Origin of the sequence: Pleomorphochaeta sp. (assembly GCF_050031695.1) — a bacterium.
Classification (GTDB): domain Bacteria; phylum Spirochaetota; class Spirochaetia; order Sphaerochaetales; family Sphaerochaetaceae; genus Pleomorphochaeta.
Genome location: NZ_JBNAIC010000042.1, coordinates 23,056 through 46,252, shown reverse-complemented (window position 1 = coordinate 46,252; position 23,197 = coordinate 23,056). Strand labels below are relative to the sequence as shown.

Genomic DNA, 23,197 nt, shown 5'->3' with positions numbered 1-23,197 from the left:
GTTATGTTTTAATTTAACCCAATTAAAGAATTTAAAAATTCTTCTTCATCAAATGGCTTGATATCATTATATGATTCACCAACTCCTACATAGGCAACTGGTAAATTTAATTTTTCTCCAATTTGTACTAAAGTACCACCTTTAGCTGCACTATCATATTTAGATAAAATAATTGCATCTAAATTAACAGCATCATCAAATAATTTTGCTTGAGAGAACCCATTTTGACCTGTGGTACTATCAATTACTAATATTTTCTTATAATGAGCTTCATCAATCCCTTTAGTTTTAATAATTTTATCGATTTTTTTAAGTTCTCTTAATAAATTATCTTTATTATGCATTCTACCAGCTGTATCAGCTAAAATTAAATGATCTCCTTTAGATTGAGCACTTGTTATTGCATCAAATATTACAGCACCTGGATCACTGCCATTGTTTTGCTTAACTATTCTAACACCAAGTCTATTTGCATGTAATTCTAATTGATCGATTGCTGCTGCTCTAAATGTATCCGCTGCAGCAAGAACAACATTATATTTATCATTGTTATACTTATTAGCTATTTTTGCAATTGATGTTGTTTTACCAACTCCGTTAACTCCTAAAACTAAAACAACAGTTAATTGTTCTTTATCAACTGGAAAAGTATAAGGTTTTACTTTACCTTTTAATAAATCTTTCAATATTAATTGAAGACCTTCTTGTGAATCACATTTTTCTTCTTTTGCTCTAGCACGTAATTTATCCGAAAGATCCATTGCCATGGATGCTCCTAAATCACCTTCAACTAATAAATCTTCTAAATCTTCGAAAAAACTTTCATCTAGTTTTTTAGTATTTAATAAGGCTTTTAATTTTGCCCCGAATTTTTCAAACATGTTATCTCCATATTATTTTCTTAATTAGTAGCTATTTTTATATAAGAAATCAACTTATTAAAAATATTGATAGTACTTAGAATCTTTATTGAAGAAGAGAATACATCAATAGTAGATTCTATTTCATTGTTATCTATAGCATTATTTATATTATTTATAGATAAAGTTGTAAAGCTTATTATTACATATGATAGTAAAGAAGAATAAAAATTCTTTTGAGCTTTATCAATTACTTCATTCTTTGATTGCCAAATAGGAGTTAGATTAAATTTAATACTATCTACACTATCTTCAATTTGATACAATAATGGTTCAAATCCATCTTTTTTAGCTTCTAGATAAAAAGGTAGCTCTACATCATCTAAAATGACTGAGTTAGCACTATCAATATATGATCCATTTATATAATAGTCTAAAATTCCATTTTGTGATATCAAATTTAAAGAATCTATATCTTCGATTTCACCTATATAATCTATAGTAAAAATATCACTATCAATATCGATTTTAATTATTTGAGAAATATAATTATTGTTAACCTGAAGGAAATGGATTTCTTTCTCTAATAATATATATGAATTATTAATATTTATTTGAGAAAGATCTTTATTTCTTAATTTTATATTATCAAATTCATTTTCTTCACTCTTTTCTAATCTTTCTTTTGAAATATCTTTTATATCGTAAATGGAGGTTACATTTTTTATATTATTTAAATTACAAAGACTATACTTATCATTAAAATAATTAACAAAACTACTTAAGATTTTAGCTTCAATTTTAGTTATTTGATTGTTAATTATAATTTCATTAAAAATAATATCTCTTTTTTCTTTATCAACATATTCAATTTTTAATTGTTTATAACTGCTGATATCTTCAAATGAAATTAATAAAAAAGCATCACTATTATAATAATTTAATAAAGAACTTATAATTTTATCATTATTAGATGATGATAATAAATTAAATGGATAAGAATTGTCAATTTTGGTGAATTTAGGTTTTATAGATTCTATTGTAGATTCTATAATTTTAGTATTTATTAAATCATCTATATTTTCAATTTCCTCAACATCTAAATCAGTTGAATAAGAATTATACTTTTTTTCTATATCTTTATTTAATTCAATTTGCTGTTCGTTATTAAGATTATTTTCTTTTATTTGTATAAAATTTTCATTTAAAGCTAACGAAGATATATAGGTTTCACACAATGAATATATATAATCCATATTATTTGATTCATAATTAGAAAATTTAATTTCATTTGAATTATTTAAGATATCATTTACTTTACCACTGTTTAATATTTCAGATATTTCATCTGAACCCATTATTAATGCACAAGATATATCAAAAGTTGTTTCATTTGATTTAGTTGCTGAAAATAATAATTGGGTTGAAAAAAATAATAAACAAATGATAAAGTATTTTTTCATTATTTATTCCTCATGTAGCCATTGTAAATAAGCTTCAATGAATAAATCTATTTCTCCATCCATTACTGCATTTGTATTAGTATTTTGAGCATTTGTTCTATGGTCTTTTACCATTGTATATGGTTGAAATACATAACTTCGGATTTGAGAACCCCATGTAATTTCTTTTTTCTTTATAGCATTTTCTTCATGCTCTTTTTTTCTTTTTTCTTCATAATATGCATATAGTTTAGATTTAAGCATTTTAAAAGCCAATTCTTTATTCATTAGCTGTGAGCGTTCATTTTGACATTGAACTACTATCCCAGATTCAAAATGAGTAATTCTTACTGCACTATCTGTTTTATTAACATGTTGACCACCAGCTCCACCTGCTCGATATGTGTCTAAGCGATAATCATCAGGCTTTATAGATATCTCTATATCATCATCAATTACAGGGGTTGCATATACTGAAGAAAAAGAAGTGTGTCTTCTTTTTTGAGAATCGAATGGAGAAATTCTAACTAGTCGATGAACTCCAACTTCCCCTTTTAAATAACCAAAAGAATATTCACCCTTAACTTCAACTGTAGCACTTTTAATTCCACCTTGATCTTCTTGGATATCAATTATTTTAGTCTTATATCCTTTTTTCTCACACCAACGTAAATATAATCTCAACATTATATTTGCCCAATCACTTGCATCTTTTCCACCAGAACCCGAGTGGATTGTTAAATAGCAGTCATTTTTGTCATATTTTTCGTCTAATAATGTTTTTATTCGTAAAGGATTGTATGTATTTTCTATATCAGAGATTTGAGTATTAATTTCATTAATTATTCCATCAATATCATCAGGATTATCTTCAACTTCATATAATTCAATTAAATCTTTTAAATCATTGATTGAAGTTAATAATTCTTTCCAAGGAATATAGCTTTCTTTTAATTCTGTTAGTTCTGAAAATATTATTTCAGGATTAGGATTCTTTGTCCAAAAATCTTGGCTTGCTGTTTCATTCTCTAATTTTTTAATTTTTTCTAAAATATTAGAGTTTTCAAAGACGCCCCCATATTTTTTGTGCGTCATTTTCTATATCTAATAAGATTGATTTTTTTTCTATAAACATTTTTTGCTCCAAAGTCTAATTATTTCTAGCTATTCTAAATATTATATTTATTTCTTTTTCTTCTTTACTATTTAATGATATATCCCAGCAAGGTAAAAATAAAGTAAATTGATATAATTTTTCATCACCTAGAACAGTTAAAGTGTTTAGATAAGAATTTTTATAAAAGAGTTCACTTGTTTTATCAAAACTAATACTTATGTTAGTTTTATTCTTTTTATCTTTTATTTTTATACTATTAACATCTTTATAAACATTGTTTAATTCATCAGCATTTATTTCATTATTAAATAATATATTTATATCATCATAAGGGAAAAAACTTAATGGCATTTCTAAACCTATTTTAAAGATTTTTCTATGTGAAGAATTATTTTTTATTCTATATAATAAAGATATTTCATTAGAACTAAATTTATAATCTTTTTTGAAGTTAATTCCTAATGAATATTTTTCTTGAGATGTTAATGAAAAATTTGTAAATTTATTATCATTTATTTTTATATTATATTTTAATTCATTGAGTTTATTACTTTTCATTGAATAAGAAGTTAAATCAAAATCTTTATCTAAAAGTACATCAGAAAATAACTTTTGTTTTTTTCCTGAAATAGCTAAATTATCATTTTTATTACTAATATTGTATGGTAATAAAGAATTTATATAATTGTATTTAGCTGGAAAATATTTTAATTCTAATAAACTTCCACCCTTAGAATCAATTAATGCATTAAAGTTTTTACCACCAGAAAAAACTTCATTTTCTCCATCTTTATCTATATCTTGTATTAATGGATATGTAAAATCTTCTAAAGATATTAATAATTTTTCTAATTCGATAATAGACTTATAAATATTAGAACGTATAGATCCTTTTAAAATTGAAGCATTAGAATCATATATATAAGGCGCTCCACAAAGGAGTTTAGGAATTATTTTAGAAATCCTTCTTTTGATATCTCTATTTTTCTTATATAATTTCGCAACTTCTATTAGAGAAATAATTCTATTATATAAAAAATTTAAGCTTTCATCTTGATATAATTCACCTTGTATAGATTTCTTAGAAACTAGTGCATCAAAACCATACCAACCTTTATCTAAATAACCTAATTCTAGTTGATTTTTATTATAAATTTTATCAAAAGACTTTTCACAATTATCAAAAAGATAAGAAAATAATAAATTAACCTGTTCTTTTGTAATTTGTCCTTGGCATAATTGATTTAAATTTATCATTACTACTTGAATAGAATTATCATTTAAGTTTTTTATTTCTAAAAACATTTCTTCAAAAGTTATTTTTTGTAAACCAAAATCATGTACTAATTTACTAATTCTTGTATCAATTGGAATAACATCTACACTTTTCCCAATTTCTTGCATTTTAAAAGGTTTATTTAATCTATTTTGAAATGTTTCTTTGTTATCTAAAGAAATAATAATTTTTTCAATTTTACTTAAACTTAAACAACTTATTAAAGACGGATCCCAAATCTCTCCATAACACCAAAAAGTTTTAGGAAGCTTTTTAAATTTTTTTGTTATTAGTGCAGTTGTTCTTTCAATTTGAGAAACTCTATCTGCTGAAGGTACAATTGGTAAAATGGCTTGATGAAAGCTTCCTGTCATCATATCTATTTTATTAGATTTTGATAAATCTTTTATTAATAGATTAGCTTCACAGTGCTTTATTTCAAGCCATTGTAAAACAGCTCCACCTAGATATAGTTGTAAAAAAGCATCTTCTCTTGTATAAACCTCTGTTAACAAAGGTTGTAAAGTAGTATTTAAAATATGTTCGAAAACTTCATTAGAAGTTCCCTCAGCTAATTGAGAATAAGCTCCAACTATATATGACATGTTCTAAGTGTAACTCCTTATTTTCTTTTTACTATACAATTCTTAGGACATGCTTTTGCGGCTTCTTCAATTTGTGAATGAGGTTTTGAATTATCAAATTCAGATAAGAAACCATCCATAGAACATCCTGACTCAGGGAACTTTCTAACACATATTTGGCATCCTATACAACCCGCATCGCAAATTTTTCTAACAATTGCTCCAGAATCGTGGTTATTACACTTTACTACGTATTCACTATTATCATCAATAAGTTTTATAACATTATGTGGACAAATATCAACACATTTTCCACATCCGATACATAATTTAGGGTCAACTTCTATTTGTCCGTTCTCTTTTTTGCTAATTGCATCAACAGGACAAACTTCAATACATGATCCTAATTGTAAACAGCCTTCTTTACATGAAAGATCGCCATCAAATAATAAAGCTGCTGCATTACAATCTGTAATACCTTCATAATCAAAATCTTTTTTGGTTTTATCACAATCCCCATTACAGAAAACATAAGCTACTTTTTTTACATCACTTGTTTCTACAACTTGGCCCATAATTTCGCCAATCTTTTTAGCTACTTCACTGCCACCTGGCGCACATAAATTTAATGCACATTCCCCTTTTGCACAAGCTTCAGCATATCCAGCACATCCTGGATAACCACATCCGCCACAATTTGCATTAGGAAGTGCATTTTCAATATCTATTTGTTTTTGGTCTTTTGCAACAGCTAATTTTTTTGCTGCAAAAGCAAGGCCAATACCGAGTATTAACCCCATTATAGTTATTACTAAAAATGCTAATAATATATTCATTTTTTACTCTCTTATACTAAATGTAAATTCATTAATAATGATTTATCAAATGCCATAAATGCTAAAGCCATTAATCCGGCAGACACAAAAGCAATTGGAACACCTTTAAAACTCTTTCTAACAGGTGCTAAATCTAATTTTTCTCTAATATTACTCATTAAAACAATTGCTAATGTAAAACCTAAACCAGCAGCTAAACCACCGAAGAAAGATTCTAAACAAGTATATTTTTCATCAATATTTATTATAGCAATACCTAATACAGCGCAGTTTGTTGTAATTAATGGTAAGAAGATACCTAAAGCTTTATATAAAGGAGGACTAATTTTTCTTATAACTAATTCTACTAATTGAACTAATGAAGCAATAACTAAAATAAAAGATACTGTTCTTAAATATTCAAGTTGAAAAGGAAGTAATAAAAATTGATAAACACTCCATGTAATTACAGAAGCAATGGAAGTAACGAAGGTTACAGCCATACCCATACCAAGTGCACTTTCACTATTTTTAGAAACACCAATAAAAGGACACATTCCTAAAAATTGTACTAAAATAAAGTTACTTATAAATATATATGTTATTAAAATAGCTATATAGGTCATGCAAGTTTCTCCTTCTTAGCTTTTCTATTATTAGTAAAAACTAAATATGCTTTTAAATATCCCATCAATAATAATGCACCAGGAGCTAAAGTCATAACTCTGATTGGCCATTTATTTAATATAGGAATTTCAATTACACCATCAAATGAGCCCATAGGGAAAAGTGTAATAGTTCCTGATCCAAAAATTTCTCTAATAGATGCAATTAAGATTAAAGCAAGAGTAAATCCAATACCCATTCCTAAACCATCTAAAATTGAATCAAATATAGTGTTTTTACTAGCAAATGCTTCAGCTCTACCTAAAATAATACAGTTTACTACGATAAGAGGTAGAAAAACACCAAGTGCTGTATAAACATCGGGAACAAAAGCATGTAATACCATTTCGATTATAGTAACAAAAGATGCAATAATTACAATATAACTTGGGATTCTTACAGAATCTGGAATAACTTTTCTAAGCAAGCTAATCATAATATTACTACAAGTTAATACAAATAATACGCTAAAACCCATCCCAATAGCATTTGATACCATTGTAGTAACACCAAGGGTTGGACATAATCCTAATAATAATACAAAAGTTGGATTTTCTTTAATTATACCTTTTGTAAATTCTTTTTTATGATCTTTCTTCATTAATTACCCCCTAAGCCTTTAACAAAGTCACTACCCTCTGATAAGGATTTACCAATTGCTGCAAAGGTAATTGAAGCACCGCTAATAGCAGCAGCTTCGTCACTAGTTAATTGAGTTTTTTTAGTTGGTACAACGCTTTTATTTAAATATTTAGTCATATACCAATCTTCTTCACTCTTTTTACCAAGTCCTGGAGTCTCACTATTACTTACAACTTTTGCTTGTAATACTTCACCTTCCATATTATAAGAAGCAACTAATGAAATAGTTCCTCCATAACCTACTGCATTTAAACTTAATAAATATCCCTTTAAATTGTTTTTTTCACTTAGATCATAATAGTAATTAACTAAATCATTATTTTTAACTTCAGTATATTCATCACTAATAACTAAATTATTACTTACAGCTTGTAATGCATCTAATGTCTTTTGATTTTCATACTCTACAATTATAGGTTTTGTTACACCATTTAATACAGATAAAATTATTGCTGCAAATGCACAGATGATAGCTAAAACTATAGAGGTTTTAAAATATTCTTTCATTATTTTACCTCCTTAGCTTTTTGTTTTTTTACGAATCCAAATTTCTTTGGAATAATATATCTATCAATAGTAGGAGTCACAATATTCATCAAAATAATTGCTAAAGATACAGCTTCTGGTAAAGAGCCAAAATATCTAATCAAAAATGTGAAAAACCCACATCCGATAGCATAAATAATTTTACCTTTTTTAGTAATTGGAGATGTAACCATGTCAGTTGCCATAAATATTGCACCTAACATTAATCCTCCTGAGAAAATTTGTGAAATTACTTCACCATTAAATAATCCTAAATTATCTCTTACACCACCAAAAACCCAAGTTAATAAGGAAAATGATAAAATATAATAAACCGGAATATGATAACTAATTATTTTTTTAGCTAATAAGTAAATTCCACCTAAAATAAGTAAGAAAGCACTAATTTCACCGATACAACCACCAATATTTCCGAAGAAAGCATCAACTGCATAAGGTGATAAACCAGTTGAATTTGCAATATTATTTGCAAAATTTGTTGTTGGATAAGATGCATTACTTAATATTTCAGAAGGATTTAAATTAGTAACTCCTGCACTTAAACTCGTTTTAACAAAGGATAAAGGAGTTGCACTACCAACAGAATCAACCATCGTTAAAGTTTTAGGAACAGTATAATTACTCATAGCTGATGTAAAACTAAAGAATACAAATACACGACCGGCAAGAGCTGGATTCATCCAGTTTGCTCCAAGACCACCAAAAGTCCATTTTACTACAACAATTGCAAAAGCATTAGCTAAGATTATAATAAATAATGGTACTGTAGGACTTAAGTTCATTCCTAACAACAATCCTGTTAAAAATGCAGAGCCATCAACTAAACTGCTTTCTTTTATATTTTTACCTTTATCAGATAATCCAAGTAAATATTCAAATAGACAACTAGATACAATTGAAACTAATAAAACCAATAATGCTCTCAATCCAAATACATATACTCCCCAAAGAGCTGCAGGTGCAAGTGCAAGACTAACACTCCACATAATTGATTTTGTTGAATTTTTGCTATGAAAATGAGGAGACGATGTAACTTTTACTCTCATTTTTTTCTCCTTGCTAATTTTTTACCTGTTTTAAATGCATGAACAAGCGGAATATGTGCAGGACAAACATAAGCACAACTACCACATTCTTTACAATCCATTAAGGAATATTTATCTAGAGCAACTTGATAGTTACCATTTTTAATATTTCTATATAACATTGTAGGCATTAAACCAATAGGACAAGCATCAACACATTTACCACATGAAATACATGCAGTTTCAATAGCTTTATTATTTTCTTTTATGCAAATAACTCCGCTAGTTCCTTTTAGAACTGGAAGTTCTAAATCGGCAAAAGCAAAGCCCATCATTGGGCCACCACTAATTACTTTATCTGGATCTTCTTTAAAACCACCACAGTAATCAATTAAAGTAGAAATTGGGGTACCAATAGGAACAATTAGATTTTTTGGTTCATTTACACATTCACCAGTTACACAAACAACCCTTTCAAATAATGGCTTATTTAGAGCAACAGCTTCATATATTGCATAACAAGTACCAATATTTGCTACTACTGCACCAATATCTAATGGTAATTTACCACTAGGAATTTCCCTATTTATAGTTGCTTTTAAAAGTTGTTTTTCATCACCTTGAGGATATTTCATTTTTAAAGGTTGAACTTTGATTGGATAGTTTTTTTCTTTAATTACAGATCTAAGTTTTTCAACTGCATCCATTTTATTTTGTTCTATTCCAATAATTACTTCTTTAGCTTTTGAAACTCTTTTGGCAATCATTATACCTTCTAAAACTTCTTCACTTCTCTCAAGCATTGTTCTATAGTCACTAGTTAAATATGGTTCACATTCAACACCATTGATAACAAGATATTCTACAAACTTACCTTTTGGAATCATAAACTTAACATGAGATGGAAAAGTTGCTCCCCCAAGACCAACAATACCTAAATCTTTAATAGTAGCTAATAACTCTTCATCTGTTTTACTACTATAGTTTACTCTTTCAAAAGCAATTTCTTCTGCATCTAGATCAACTTCAATAATGTAAGCATCAGCTACTACACTGTTTGCAAGTCTTTGTTTAATGATTTTCTTAATTACCCCAGAAACAGGAGAATGTACTTCTGCACTGATGAAACTTGAAGCAGTTCCAATTTTTTCCCCTTTTAATACAGCATCACCGACTTTTTTTAAAGGTTTTGCTGGGGCTCCCAAATGTTGAGATAAACTTACAACAACTAAAGAAGGTATAGGCAATTTTTCTAATTTTTTATCCTTAGAGAATTGCTTTTGATCTTTAGGATGCACTCCACCTCTTTTAAACGTAAGAACGTCTTTAGGCATTTTAGGCTCCTTATTTTTTCCCAATTTGAATATTAATTGATATATTTGTGTATTATAAATAAGACATTCCTTTTTTTTGTGAAAAAAGGATAATTAATACAATACTTTGGTAATAATAAAGCTTATAAGAACCATTTTCAAGTACACATTTAAATTATTTGTTCAAAAAAAAATCGATATTTTATTATTTATTTTTCTATATATTTCCCCTTTTATAAATCAATTTATTATATATAACAAATAGATTATATTTTACTTGTGATTAACTCTATATTTTTATATTTTTTTATAAAATAGTTTTAAAAATTAAGATCTATAGTTATAATATCAAATATGAATCGAATTTTTAAATATGCATTTTGGAAAATAGGAGGCACAAAAGTCTACGCTTTAGTTGGTAAAAGCGGTACAGGCAAAAGCTTTAGATCTAAAATGCTAGCTGAAGAATATAATATAGACTTAATAATTGATGATGGACTATTAATAAAAGGAAATAAATTATTAGCGGGTAAAAGCGCAAAACAAGATTTAACATTTATTGCTGCTGTTAGAACAGCAGTATTTGATGATAATGATCACTATAACAGCGTAATAGAAGCTTTAAAAAAGGAACGTTATAGAAAAATATTAATAATTGGCACGAGTGAAAAAATGGTAAGAAAAATATCAACTAGATTATCACTACCCCAACCGGATAAAATTTTTAATATTGGAGATATAGCAACAAAAGATGAAATTGATACAGCTATGAGAATTCGTTTCACTGAAGGTAAGCATGTTATACCAGTTCCTTCAATTGAAATTACAAGAACTTCTCCAAAGATTGTTATAGATTCTATGAAAGTTTTATTTACAAGAAAGATATTTAGACCATGGAAAAGATCTAAAGTTTTTGAAAAAACAGTTGTAAGACCAGAATTTACAAAATTTAATAAAACAATATTAACTGAAGCTAGTTTAATTCAAATGGTTATACACTGTTTAGATGAATTTGATCCAGCAATCAAAGTAGTTAAATTAAATGCTAAAATAATTGATGAAGGGTATTCTTTATCAATTAAGTTAAGAATCCCTTCAAAACATATGATGAAAATATCTCTAGGTGAACTTCAAGAATATATTTCAGAATCTTTAGAAAAATATGGTTCTATTTTTATTGCTAGAGTATTTATTGAAATGGAAGAATGGAACTAATTTGTTGTTTGAGTAATTGGTTTTTTCTTTCTTTTAGCTGTTTCGTACTTTTTTACATTACGTTTTTTATTAGATGAATACTTCCTTCTTCTTTCAAAATTAACATTATTTTTGTTAGATTTAGGATGTCTAACACAGCCTTTAGGAACTTTATAACCTTTCATTTTTAATAATTGTGCACAACATAGCTCGACTTCATAATTACTTGGAGTCATTGGAGAAATTAAGACTTTAATTTGTCTAAAAGTTTCTTTAAAACGTTCTCTTTGAGTTAATCCTTCATCACTGAATATAATTAATTCTTTTACCAAGTGTAAAAGCATAATATGACGAGCAACTTCATCAATTTCACCATTTTTATATTGTCGTACTTTATAATCTAATTCTAGTAAGCTATTTTGAACGCTGTCTAATGATGCATATATATTAAAACATGGTAACAAATATACTAGTAGTTTATATTTTTGTAATTTTATAAAAATATCTCTACTGTAGCCAGAGGCTAAAATTTTATTAACTTCTTCAGTCAATCTACTAGTTGAAACTTTTGATAATTCACTATGGTTATTTTTTATTGCTCTTTTTATATTAAATCTTAATCTATAACCTGTAGTGATACTATATTTTATTGCTCTAAGCATTCTCACAGGATCTTCAGTAAAACTGGTTTTTAAATCTATTATTGATGAAATTCGTTTCTTTTTAAAATCTTCCATTGCATCATTAAAATCAAAAACTTGTTCATTTATAGGATCATAATATAAAGCATTAATAGTAAAATCTCTTCTTTTTGCATCTTGATCTACAGTACCAAAAACATTGTTATTAATGCCAAAGTTTTCTTCATCAGATCTAAAAGTTGAAACTTCTAATATTTTATTTCCGTATTCTAAATGTACTAATTTAAACCTTTTTCCTATTATTCTTGAGTTCCAAAATAGTTTATGTATTTGTCTAGGAGAGGCACTTGTAGTTATATCAAAATCTTTAGGATTTTTATTTAACATTAAATCACGAACAGCGCCACCAACTATGTATGCTTCAGCACCAGTGGATTGTAATTTCTTTACTGCACGATAAGCATCCCTATCTATTAATGAAATATCTATTTTATGTTCATCTTTTGTATATATTTTAGCAAATGGAATGCTGTTGCCTTTTGAATCTTTCTTATATCTAATTAGCATTAATTTTATCTCATGTAGAATTTATAACAAATTCTTTTTTATTTTTAACTATTTGAGCATACAATGATTAATAGCTTTTTGTAAAGTAATAGATGCATATTCAACAAAACTTATTAATCTTTAGGATTATATAATATATTTCTAATTGAATAAAATAAATTATTCTAGTATAAATAATTTATAAATTTATATAAAAAAACTTAACATTTACAAAAATTCTTGGAGTAAATACATGTCTACAAAAAAAAAGATTATCGAACCTAAAGTATTAAAAGGTTTTTCTGATTCATTACCAACTATAGAAATTCAAAAAAGAAGAATAATAAACAAATTAGAAAGTCTTTTTTCTTCATTCGGATTTGTACCTATCGATACTCCAGCTTTAGAATATACTGAAGTTTTACTTGGTAAAGGTGGAGGAGAAACAGATAAGCAAATTTTTCATTTCCAAGATAACGGGAAAAGAGAAGTAGCACTACGTTTTGATTTAACAGTTCCTTTTGCTAGATTTTTAGCAGCTAATTTTAATGATTTATCTTTTCCCTTTAAAAGATATCACATCAATAAAGTTTGGAGAGGCGAAAAACCTCAAAAAGGTAGATTTAGAGAATTCTATCAATGTGACTTTGATATAGTTGGTGTTGATAATAGCGAAGCAGATTTCGAAATATTAGCTATGATGAATCACTCTTTTTCTAAACTAGGAATTGATAATTATAAATTCCATGTAGCTCATAGAGGATTGTTTAATTCATTTTTAAAACACTTAGAATTATTAGATGATAGTGTAGAAATATTAAGAGCTGTAGATAAAATTAGAAAAATTGGTGAAGATAAAGTTAGAGATATTTTAATTGAAATAAGTAATGATGAAAAGAAAGCAAATTTAATTCTTGATTATATTAAGTATGATGAAAATGAAACTTTCTTACAAACTGTTTCAAGATTATCTGCTTTAAGTGGTGGAGAAGTTGAACATACAACTAGAATGACAGAAATCTATAACTACCTAAAAAAAGCAGAAATAGCAGATCATTTTATATTAGATCCTTCAATTACTAGAGGCTTAGATTACTATACTGGTATCGTTTATGAAACTTTCTTAACAGATTTACCAAATTTTGGTTCAGTTTGTAGTGGTGGAAGATATAATAACTTAGCTTCTCTTTATACTAAAAATGAACTTCCTGGAGTTGGTTCTTCTATTGGCTTAGATAGATTATTGAGTGCTTTAGTTGAACTTGATAGTCCACTTATTAAGGGTTCTAGTTCTTCTGATGTAATTATATTTAATAAAGGTGAAGACTTTTATCCAATTGGAACAATGATTGCTACAAAGCTTAGAGAAAATAATATAAGAGTGGATTCATATTTAATAAATAAAAAACTACCACAACAGTTTAAATATGCAGAGAAAAACTCAATAAATTATGGTATAATGTTAAATGATGAAACAATTAGTGATAATACATTTACTCTTAAAAATATTCAAACAAGAGAAACTATTAATCACATTACTATTGAAGAAGCAATAAAAATCATCAAAGGAAATTAATGAAAGACATGAGTCATTTGCCTGTTTATCAACACAGGCAAGAAATTATAGATAGTTTAAACTCAAATCAAGTAATTGTTGTTGAAAGTCCTACCGGATCAGGTAAGACAACTCAACTCCCAATTATTTTACATGAAGCCGGGTTTGATAATAATTTATGTGTAGGTATTACACAACCAAGAAGAATCGCAACTTTATCTGTTTGTGATTTTATTAAAAAACAAGTTGAAGATGAAAATAGTTTTGTTGGATATAAAATGCGTTTTAGTGACACAACTACATCTTCAACAAAAATAAAAGTTATGACTGATGGTATATTATTAATGGAATTAAAATCTGACCCATTATTAAAGAACTATTCTGTTATTTTAGTAGATGAAGCTCATGAGAGATCTTTAAATATTGATTTTATATTAGGTATGTTGAAACAAGTAATGAATCAAAGGCCTGATTTTAAAGTAATTATTTCTTCAGCTACTATTAATACAAAAAAGTTTTCACACTTTTTTGATAATTGCCCTGTTGTATCTATTCAATCAAAACTCTTCCCTATTGAAGAATTTTATTTTAATGAAAACTATAGTAATAATGATATTTTAAATAATAGAATAGTTAAATTAGTTAGTGAAAATTCAAATAATGAAAGCGGTGATATATTAATTTTTCTACCAGGAGAATTTGATATTAAAAATTGTGTAAAAGCATTAATAAAAAATGATCCAAAGGAAAATTTAATTATATATCCTCTATACGGTAGATTGAGTAAAGAGGAACAAGAATCAGTATTTACACCAACTCCTAAAAATAAAACAAAAGTTGTAGTTGCAACAAATATTGCTGAAACTTCTATTACTATTGATAATATTTCAACTGTTATTGATTCAGGTTTAGCTAAAATTAATTTTTACAATCAAAAGAATTTTACATCCTCATTAGTAACTCTTCCCATTTCTAAATCTAGTGCTATGCAAAGAAGAGGAAGAGCGGGTAGAACTAGAAGTGGTAAATGTTTTAGACTATATTCAAAGAAATCATATGAAACTAGGGATATGTTTACTCTAGAAGAAATCTTAAGAACTGATTTAAGTGAAGTAGTTCTTAGAATGAGTGATTTAGGTATATTTGATTATGAACATTTTCCTTTTATAACAAGACCAAATAAATCTGCTATTAAGAGCGCTGAACATACTTTAAAAATTATTAATGCAATAGATGAAACTCGTAGATTAACTAATATTGGTGAATTTATGGTTAAATTCCCTTTGCTCCCTAGACACTCAAGAGTAGTAGTAGAAGCTATATTTAATTATCCAACTGTTATTAATGAAGTTCTAATTGCTATAGCATTTTTATCTTCTAAAACCCCTTTTGTTTTACCACCTGATAAAATTGAAGAGGCAAGAGCAGCACATAAAGCTTTTAACAATGATAGATATGGTGACTTTGCGAGTTATTTGACTCTTTTTAATACATATATTTCAATTGAAGCTAAAACTGATAGAATGGAATTTTGTAAAACTAATTTCCTTGATTATCAATCAATGCAAGAGATTGCACATATTGTTGAACAATTAGGTGAAATTGTAAGTGAAAATAATATCCCATTAACTGGTAATGGGTCTATGCATGATTATATATGTTGTATAGCAAGCGGATTAAAACAATTTATTTGTATTAAAGAATATGGTTATATGTATAACACTTTATTTGCAAATCAAATTTTTATTCATCCAGGATCTGCTGATTTTAGAAATTTACCTAAATACATTGTTGCTGGTGAATTAGTTCAAACTTCAAGATTATTCGCTAGAAGCGTATCCCCTATTCAAGAAAATTGGCTAGATGATATTGAGAAGGGATTAAAGTATGAACTAGAAAACAAATTAGAAACATTGGATTCTAAAAAAGGTAATAAGAAAAATAAAAAGAAAACAAAGAAATTTGATGAAGCAACTTTAAAAGGTGGTTCAATTACTATATATAATAAAAACTTTAAGATTTTTAAACATAAAAAAGGTAAAAAAGAAATTAAAATTGCTCAAATTCCTTACAATGATTTATCTTATCTTTCAAGAAAACACTATAATAGTAAAAAGCCAATTCAAAATATTAGAGCTGAAGTTGTTTATCAAGGAAGAATTATTCAAAAAAACAGTTCTTTATATGCTTGTTTTGCCTTAGCTGATAAATTTAATAATCCTAAAAATGATATTTCTTTTGTTCCAATGAATAATTATACTTTTGAAAATGTAGATGAAATTATTTCTAATTTTAATAAAATTTTAAAATTAACTCCTCATGGTAATAATCAATATTATTTTATTAAATTGCATGCTTCAAAAAATGGTGTTTTTTATTTTGAACCAGCAAGAGATTATTCAAAAGCTTTAAATGATTCTTTATTCTCTTTATTAGAATTAATAGAAGATTTAAAACAAGTTAATGATAGAAATAATTTTAATATAGTTAATAAGTTTTATTATAAATTATTAAGATTATTAGATGAATAATAAAAAGGCACTGTATTTACTAAAATATAATACAGTGCCACAAAAATAAATATTTTTTAATTAAGATTTTAAAATATATTCTAATTGTTTATAAAGAGCTTCCATTGAGAAGTTCTTCTCTCCAATATTAAAATTTTTTTCAACAATTTCATTTCGTAGCGTTTTATCAAATAATAAATTATAAGTTTGTAATGATGCTTTTTTTAAAATATCTTCATCAATATAAACTAAATCTGTTTTATTATCTGTTTTATAAGTATCACCTAAAGAAATGTACTTGAATCCTTTATTTTTTATATCACTTTTGAATACAGGATATTCAAAAAGTGCTATTGGTTTTTTACTAAATAATCCTTCAAGAAATTGATTTCCCCAGCCTTCCCAATAAGATGGATAAGTAATCATATCAGCAAATACATAAGTATCCCATAAACTATATATTTTTTGATCTTTTTCTATTCTTCTTTCATGCGAAATTCTATCACTAATTATCTTTATTTTTACACCATTTTTATTAGCATGATTTTTTAATCTTTTTAAATAGGTACCACTATCATCATCACCATCATATCCAGCTAATACCAAAAGAAAATTACTACCTTTTGTAAAAATACGACCATCGTACAAAGTTTTATTATAATATTTTTCTTTTGTTTTATTCATCATAGCAATTAAATCAATTGCTAATTCAATTGCTTTTCTATCTACAATTCTTGTAGCTTGTAAAAACATTATATCTTTTTCACTAATATTTAGATCTTTTTTAAAATCTTTATTATAATCATCAATTTTCCATAATGGAGCTTTAAAATCAAAAACATTAGGAACAATGTAACTTTCTAATTTTTTTCTTTTTAATAAAGTATCATGTCCTTGTTGATTGATTACAACATGTTTATAAGTTTTATTTGAAGGTGGTAGGTACTTATTTGCAATTTCTTTTGCAAAATCACAACCATACTTTACTCCAGCTTTTCTTTCCCAAAAGAAATCATGATGTTGAGCTAAAACTTTTAACTTTTTCTCAGCTAATACATTTTCTAAAGCTATAGCTACACTAATATTCATAGCTACAGAAAAGATATTTTGAACAATAACTAATTCTATATTATTCTTTTCAATAAATTCTTTTATTATTTTCTCACATTTTAAAACTTCAATATTAACTTTTTCTCTATATTCCTTTTCATCTTTAAATACTAATTTATTTTGAAAAGAATAAGCATAAAAGTCTTTAGCAATTTGACTAGTATGAAATAGAGGTTCATACACAATTTCATTATTCATCTCTCCTGCTAAATATGATACTTTATGACCCATTATCTCGAGAGTTAATTTCCATTTATCCATTTCAAGTGAAACACCGTCTGTTCCGCCACTTTTGTAATGTATCATTAATATATTCAAAATTTATTCCTCTTTTTTAAACCAAGCCACTTGAAATGGAGATAAAGTTCCACTAAAAGTATTAGAGTCCAACATTTTAGTTTTTTGATAATCTGTTTCTACAAAGCTGTTACTAACATTTGTTAAACAAACAATTGTTTCATTATTAATACTTCTCTCTAATCCAAAAATACGTGAATCTAAATTATCTAATATTTTTTGCTCAGCCCTTGGTGAAAAACATTCATTAGATTTTCTTAAATTCAATAAGTGTTTATATCCTTTTAATATTTGAGATCTTGCATTATCATCGTCACAAATATGTTCTTCTAATAAATTAATTTCGATTTTTTCTCTATTTATAGATCTATTAGATTTATAAAGTTTTACACCTTCTATCCAATTTCTAGAACCAATTATACTATGTATATATATACCAGGAACGCCTTTCAAACATAATAATATAGATTGACTTGCAAGAAAGCGTTTAACTTCAACTTCTTGAATTACTTCACCACTGATTTTTAATGCATCAAAAAAATTAATATTCATTTCATAAGGAGTTATATCTCCATTAGATTCTGTTTTGTAAGAAACGAAACCACCTAAATCTTTAACTTTTTGGGCCATGAGATTTACGTTTTGATCATCTACTAATCCTTTAGTTGGTAATAAACCTATACCATCATGACTAGCTAAAAAATTAAAAAAAGTAATTTCATCTGATTTTAATTTTAAAGTAGATGCCCATTTTCTAATTATTGAAGCATCTCCTCTCATAAAAGTATATAAAGTTAATGGTGGAAGAGGAAAATTATATACTAAAGATGCTTCATTATATCCATTTCCAAAATAGGAAATATTTTCTTTATGAGGAACATTAGTTTCTGTTATGATTTTTAAATCAATATTAGCTAAATCAACCATTAATCTAATTAATTGAATAATTAAATGAGTTTCCTCATTGTGTAAACAATTAGTGCCTAACTCTTTCCAAATATATGCAATTGCATCAAGTCTAATGTATGTAGCACCTTTTTCTACATATAAACAAAAAACGTCTAATACTTCCATAAGTAATTCTGGGCTTTGATAATTCAAATCAATTTGATCACTTGAGAAAGTTGTCCAAACGTTTTTAATCCCCTCTTCTGTGGTTACTTCAGATAATAAAGGAAGTGCTCTTGGTCTAAATACCTTAGAATAATCTTCATTAGGATCACAAGTAATAAAATAATTATTATATGGTTTTTCATCTTTTAGATATTTTTTAAACCATATATGGCTTTTAGACACATGATTAGCAACTAAATCAAACATCAATTTAAAATCATTATTTAAAGATTCAATATCTTCCCAATCACCTAATATCGGATTCACCCTTTCATAATCAGAAATAGAAAAGCCATCATCTGAGGTATAAGGGAAAAAAGGTAAAATATGGATAGTGTTAATAGAATCTTCTAAATATTTAGATACAAAATAATGTAATGTTTTTATAGTTTTCTCTTTTGTTTTATTATTAAATAAACTATCTCCATAAGTAATTAATATTACTTCATTACTTGATATATCCTTATTTACTAAAGGTTTACCTACTTTCTTAAGTTTTTCTATTTTATCATTTATTTGATCAACATATATATTTGCAACTTCCTTAGAATATATTGAAGTCATCAAGTCTATGATTTTTGAATTATCAAATTGTTTCATATTTTATTCTTTAACTCCACCTTCAGATTTATTTCCCGTTAAGAAATTTTGAATTAACATAAATAATATTACAACAGGAATTGCAGTTAATAATGATGCTGCACTTATTCTATCCCATATAGCATTCTTTGATACAAATAATGCTTTTAGAGCAATTGGTAAAGTATGCATTGATGTATATGATTTTAAGAAAACTGAAGCAAATAAATATTCATTCCAAGCAATCATGAACGAGTATACCCAAACAGTAGCAATAGCACTAAAACTCAATGGAATAATTATTCTAACAATAGTTTGGAACCTAGAATAACCTTCTATAAAAGCTGCTTCTTCGATAGAAAATGGTATTGATCTGAAAGAATTACCCAACATATATAAACATACTGGTAATGTTTGTACCATATATATGATTACTAATGAAAAAGTAGTACCACCTTCTGTTGCACTTAAACCTAAAGCAGTAGATATTTTATATAATGGAATTAATAATAAGATTCCTCCAACCATATAAACAAATAATACACCTCTTTGAATTAATTTCTGCCCTCTATATTTCATCCTAGCTATTGAATAAGCTCCAAATATAGCAATTATTAATGAACAAAATGATGCCGTTAAGGAAAATTTCATTGAGTTTCCAAAATATTCAAAGAAAGGGAAAACATCTGAGTTATCAGTATATTTATCGATTATTGCACTTCGTTGCTCATCAGTTAAATTAGGTGTTTCATCCAATAATTTTTGAACAGATTCAGGTATTTCAATCTCAACTTCTTCCCCTAATCCTAAAATCTCTGAATAAGCTGTTGTATTTACTTCTGTTGGAATTAATGAAGGATTCCCCCAGTCCCAAGAATGTTTTAATGATGTAGATAACATTTGAATAAATGGGAAAATACTAAACAATACAATTAGTATAACTAAAAGCGTAAAACCAATATTTTTTAAAACTTTATGTCTATGTCCTACCATTTTAAAACCTTCTTTACATATAAAATAATTAGTCCAATTAACAATGAAAATTGAATCACAACTAGAGCAGACCCTTGTCCTAAATCCATACTTCCTGTGAATGCTTTGAAATAAGTATAAACAGAAAGAACTTTTACATTATCTGTTAGTAAATAGACCTCATCAAATTTATTGAAATTCCAAATAAATCTTAATAAGACGATTGATCCCATAACAAAATATAATTCTGGAAGAGTGATTGAGAAAAATTTTCTAATACTACCAGCTCCATCAATTTCAGCTGCTTCATAAAGTGTTAAATCAATACTTTGTAATCTAGATAAAATCATAAGATAAGTAAAAGGAAATGCTTTCCACATACTAAATATTACTGCAACCCATATTGCATATTTTGGATCTGCTATTAAATTAAATCTATTATCAGATAAATGTAATACATCAACAATTACATGCATGAATATCCCATTTACAGGATCAAAAAAGAATTGCCATGAATAAACAGTAGAGATAACTGGTGCAACATAAGGTAATAATACTAAAGATCTAACAATAGCTCTTCCTGGGAATTTTTTATTCATAACTAATGCTACAATTAATCCCATTATTGTAGTTAAAACCGTTGTTGAAATAACATAGAAAAAAGTTGTACCGACAGCTGACCAAAATGTTATATCAGTTAAAACATTAGCATAATTTTTTAATCCTATAAAAAAAGCTTCTCCATTTAATTTTACATCAAAAAAACTTAAATATATGTTATAAAAGATTGGATAAACTATTAATAATGCAATAATAATTACTGATGGAAGTACTAATTTTAAACCTAATCTTGCATCTTTTTCTTGTAATGTAAGTTTTGTCTGAGACATTACTTACCTCCTAATAAGTAAGTGAATAATAGGAGAAGGAATTACCCTTCTCCCGAAAAACTTATATAAAGAATTAATCAATATTCTTTATTTCTTTAAGTGCCCAAGCCATTGCACTATCAACATCCCAATTTTCTTGTGTATATTTATATAACATTTGAGGGATAATTTGTTGTGCAGTTACTTTATCTGCAGCATCAATTTTAACGCCATCAACTACACCAAAGGATTTAATATCTTGCATACCATCTACGATTTCAACTATTGCGTCTTTGCCATAGTTTGTTAATACTTTGTTATTCATAAATTCATCAGTATCAGCAATACCTTTAATTACAGGATTCATTCCACCTGGTGCCATATGTAAGAAAGTAATATATGAATTTGGTGCAAATAAGAATTCTACAAATTTCTTTGCTGCATCTGTTTTAGCCATATCACCTTGATCAACAATACCTAATGAAACAATTGTTCCATAAGACGCTGTTTCAGTATTAGTAATAGATGGAGCCATAGATGTATGTTGAGCTAAATCTGGATCAAATTGAGTTCCTTCTAAATCTTTAAAGTTTTCACTTGTTAATGAAGAAGATGCTACTTCTTGTAGAGATAAGTCATCCATAATATAAGTTGAATAGAAGAACATTGCCATTTTACCTTGTAAATAATAATCTCTTGCTCTCCAAGTTTGAGGTCCAGGAGGATTATATTGTGCTAATCTACCATAATATTCAATAGCTTCTTTCATTTCTGGAGTATCAAAAGTTAAATTACCATCTTTGTCATATAAAGATGCACCGTTTGCTTGTGCAATTGGTGTAAAGCATTGTTCAGTAAAGTTTTCTGCTTTTGTTCCAACTAATATACCATATGTATTTTCATTAGGATTATAGAAATACTTTGCAGCTTTTTCTATACTTTCCCAAGTTGTAGGTGCTTCTAAACCAGCTTCTTCAAACCAATCAGCTCTATACCAAATACCTTGTAACCAACCATGAAATGGTATACCGTATGCATCCCCGGTTTCAGATTGATTTACTTTAATAGCACCATCAAAGAATTTATCTCTTCCTATACTATTAATAACATCACTATTAGCATCAGCATCAATTAAGTTATCCCCACCAAAAGATACAATTGTAGCGGCAGCTCCTTCAACAACACTTGGAAGTGTATTTGAATTAGCAGCAGTAGCCATTTGTGAAGTAAGATCATTTTCATCAACTGCAACTAATTTAACCTTAATATTAGGGTTCATAACTTCAAAAGTATCAATCAATAACTGAATAGTTGATTGTCTATCTGTTTGAGTTTGAGTAGTCCAATACTCAATTTCAACAGGACCTTTTGTTTCTACTTCAGTAGTTGATTCTACTTGACCATTAGCAAATACCGTTGCAGTAGCCATCATAATTAAAAAAGTACAAATTCCAAATTTTACATATTTCATAAATTCCTCCTAAATATAATTTGTGCATATGTAACTAATTTATTTTAAATAAAA

Annotated in this window: 19 protein-coding genes; 3 read left to right on the top strand and 16 right to left on the bottom strand. The window is 27.0% G+C overall.

What is annotated here, in order from left to right:
• Positions 1–8: 8 nt before the first annotated feature.
• The 10 genes from ftsY to rsxC form a co-directional block, all read right to left on the bottom strand.
• Positions 9–881: a signal recognition particle-docking protein FtsY gene (gene ftsY / locus ACPKM0_RS07725; RefSeq protein ID WP_472474865.1), complete on the bottom strand. Its 873-nt coding sequence runs from the start codon at positions 879–881 to the stop codon at positions 9–11.
• Positions 882–901: 20 nt separating this feature from the next.
• A complete protein-coding gene (locus ACPKM0_RS07720; protein WP_472474863.1) occupies positions 902–2,323 on the bottom strand; it encodes a hypothetical protein in 1,422 nt (473 codons plus the stop codon).
• 3 nt (positions 2,324–2,326) lie between these two features.
• Positions 2,327–3,437 (bottom strand): peptide chain release factor 2 gene (gene prfB, locus ACPKM0_RS07715; RefSeq protein WP_472474861.1). Its coding sequence is split into 2 segments (ribosomal slippage): positions 2,327–3,367 and positions 3,369–3,437, totalling 1,110 coding nucleotides; the frame shifts between segments, so codons are not numbered across the junction.
• Between the two features lie 15 nt (positions 3,438–3,452).
• Positions 3,453–5,300 carry an alpha-amylase/4-alpha-glucanotransferase domain-containing protein gene (locus ACPKM0_RS07710; RefSeq protein WP_472474859.1) on the bottom strand — a complete coding sequence of 616 codons (1,848 nt, stop codon included), beginning with the start codon at positions 5,298–5,300 and terminating at the stop codon, positions 3,453–3,455.
• 17 nt (positions 5,301–5,317) lie between these two features.
• Positions 5,318–6,115, bottom strand: a complete 798-nt coding sequence (locus ACPKM0_RS07705; RefSeq protein ID WP_472474857.1) for an RnfABCDGE type electron transport complex subunit B — start codon at positions 6,113–6,115, stop codon at positions 5,318–5,320.
• Between the two features lie 11 nt (positions 6,116–6,126).
• Positions 6,127–6,720 (bottom strand): electron transport complex subunit RsxA, encoded by a 594-nt coding sequence (gene rsxA / locus ACPKM0_RS07700; RefSeq protein WP_472474855.1) that lies wholly within the window; start codon positions 6,718–6,720, stop codon positions 6,127–6,129.
• On the bottom strand, positions 6,717–7,361 hold the full coding sequence (rsxE, locus tag ACPKM0_RS07695; protein ID WP_472474853.1) for an electron transport complex subunit RsxE: 645 nt from the start codon (positions 7,359–7,361) through the stop codon (positions 6,717–6,719). Before rsxE ends, rsxA begins: the two co-directional genes overlap by 4 nt.
• Complete coding sequence (locus ACPKM0_RS07690; protein WP_472474851.1) at positions 7,361–7,909, bottom strand: FMN-binding protein; 549 nt, start codon at positions 7,907–7,909, stop codon at positions 7,361–7,363. The genes rsxE and ACPKM0_RS07690 overlap by 1 nt, the downstream gene beginning before the upstream one ends.
• The gene (locus ACPKM0_RS07685; protein WP_472474849.1) at positions 7,909–8,994 is read right to left on the bottom strand and encodes an RnfABCDGE type electron transport complex subunit D; all 1,086 of its coding nucleotides are present in this window, start codon (positions 8,992–8,994) and stop codon (positions 7,909–7,911) included. The genes ACPKM0_RS07690 and ACPKM0_RS07685 overlap by 1 nt, the downstream gene beginning before the upstream one ends.
• Complete coding sequence (gene rsxC, locus ACPKM0_RS07680) at positions 8,991–10,307, bottom strand: electron transport complex subunit RsxC (RefSeq protein WP_472474847.1); 1,317 nt, start codon at positions 10,305–10,307, stop codon at positions 8,991–8,993. The genes ACPKM0_RS07685 and rsxC overlap by 4 nt, the downstream gene beginning before the upstream one ends.
• A 333-nt stretch (positions 10,308–10,640) precedes the next feature.
• Between rsxC and ACPKM0_RS07675 the strand changes: the two genes are divergently transcribed.
• Complete coding sequence (locus tag ACPKM0_RS07675) at positions 10,641–11,501, top strand: hypothetical protein (protein ID WP_472474845.1); 861 nt, start codon at positions 10,641–10,643, stop codon at positions 11,499–11,501.
• On the opposite strand, the gene ACPKM0_RS07670 is transcribed toward ACPKM0_RS07675, so the two are convergent.
• Positions 11,498–12,688 carry a Gabija anti-defense Gad2 family protein gene (locus tag ACPKM0_RS07670; protein ID WP_472474843.1) on the bottom strand — a complete coding sequence of 397 codons (1,191 nt, stop codon included), beginning with the start codon at positions 12,686–12,688 and terminating at the stop codon, positions 11,498–11,500. The two genes, ACPKM0_RS07675 and ACPKM0_RS07670, sit on opposite strands and share 4 nt — an antisense overlap.
• Positions 12,689–12,920: 232 nt before the next feature.
• Here ACPKM0_RS07670 and hisS point away from each other — a divergent pair, with 232 nt between their 5' ends.
• A complete protein-coding gene (hisS, locus tag ACPKM0_RS07665; RefSeq protein WP_472474841.1) occupies positions 12,921–14,243 on the top strand; it encodes a histidine--tRNA ligase in 1,323 nt (440 codons plus the stop codon).
• The gene (locus tag ACPKM0_RS07660) at positions 14,243–16,753 is read left to right on the top strand and encodes a helicase-related protein (protein ID WP_472474839.1); all 2,511 of its coding nucleotides are present in this window, start codon (positions 14,243–14,245) and stop codon (positions 16,751–16,753) included. The genes hisS and ACPKM0_RS07660 overlap by 1 nt, the downstream gene beginning before the upstream one ends.
• 60 nt (positions 16,754–16,813) lie before the next feature.
• Here ACPKM0_RS07660 and ACPKM0_RS07655 read toward each other — a convergent pair whose 3' ends face one another.
• From ACPKM0_RS07655 to ACPKM0_RS07635, 5 genes are all read right to left on the bottom strand, one after another.
• The gene (locus ACPKM0_RS07655) at positions 16,814–18,148 is read right to left on the bottom strand and encodes a glycosyltransferase (RefSeq protein WP_472474837.1); all 1,335 of its coding nucleotides are present in this window, start codon (positions 18,146–18,148) and stop codon (positions 16,814–16,816) included.
• Positions 18,149–18,163: 15 nt separating this feature from the next.
• Positions 18,164–19,852: a sugar phosphorylase gene (locus ACPKM0_RS07650; protein ID WP_472474835.1), complete on the bottom strand. Its 1,689-nt coding sequence runs from the start codon at positions 19,850–19,852 to the stop codon at positions 18,164–18,166.
• Between the two features lie 3 nt (positions 19,853–19,855).
• Positions 19,856–20,824 (bottom strand): carbohydrate ABC transporter permease, encoded by a 969-nt coding sequence (locus ACPKM0_RS07645; protein ID WP_472474834.1) that lies wholly within the window; start codon positions 20,822–20,824, stop codon positions 19,856–19,858.
• Positions 20,818–21,693, bottom strand: coding sequence for a carbohydrate ABC transporter permease (locus ACPKM0_RS07640; RefSeq protein ID WP_472474833.1), 876 nt, complete (start codon positions 21,691–21,693; stop codon positions 20,818–20,820). Before ACPKM0_RS07640 ends, ACPKM0_RS07645 begins: the two co-directional genes overlap by 7 nt.
• A gap of 73 nt (positions 21,694–21,766) precedes the next feature.
• Positions 21,767–23,143: an ABC transporter substrate-binding protein gene (locus ACPKM0_RS07635; protein ID WP_472474832.1), complete on the bottom strand. Its 1,377-nt coding sequence runs from the start codon at positions 23,141–23,143 to the stop codon at positions 21,767–21,769.
• Between the last annotated feature and the right edge of the window lie 54 nt (positions 23,144–23,197).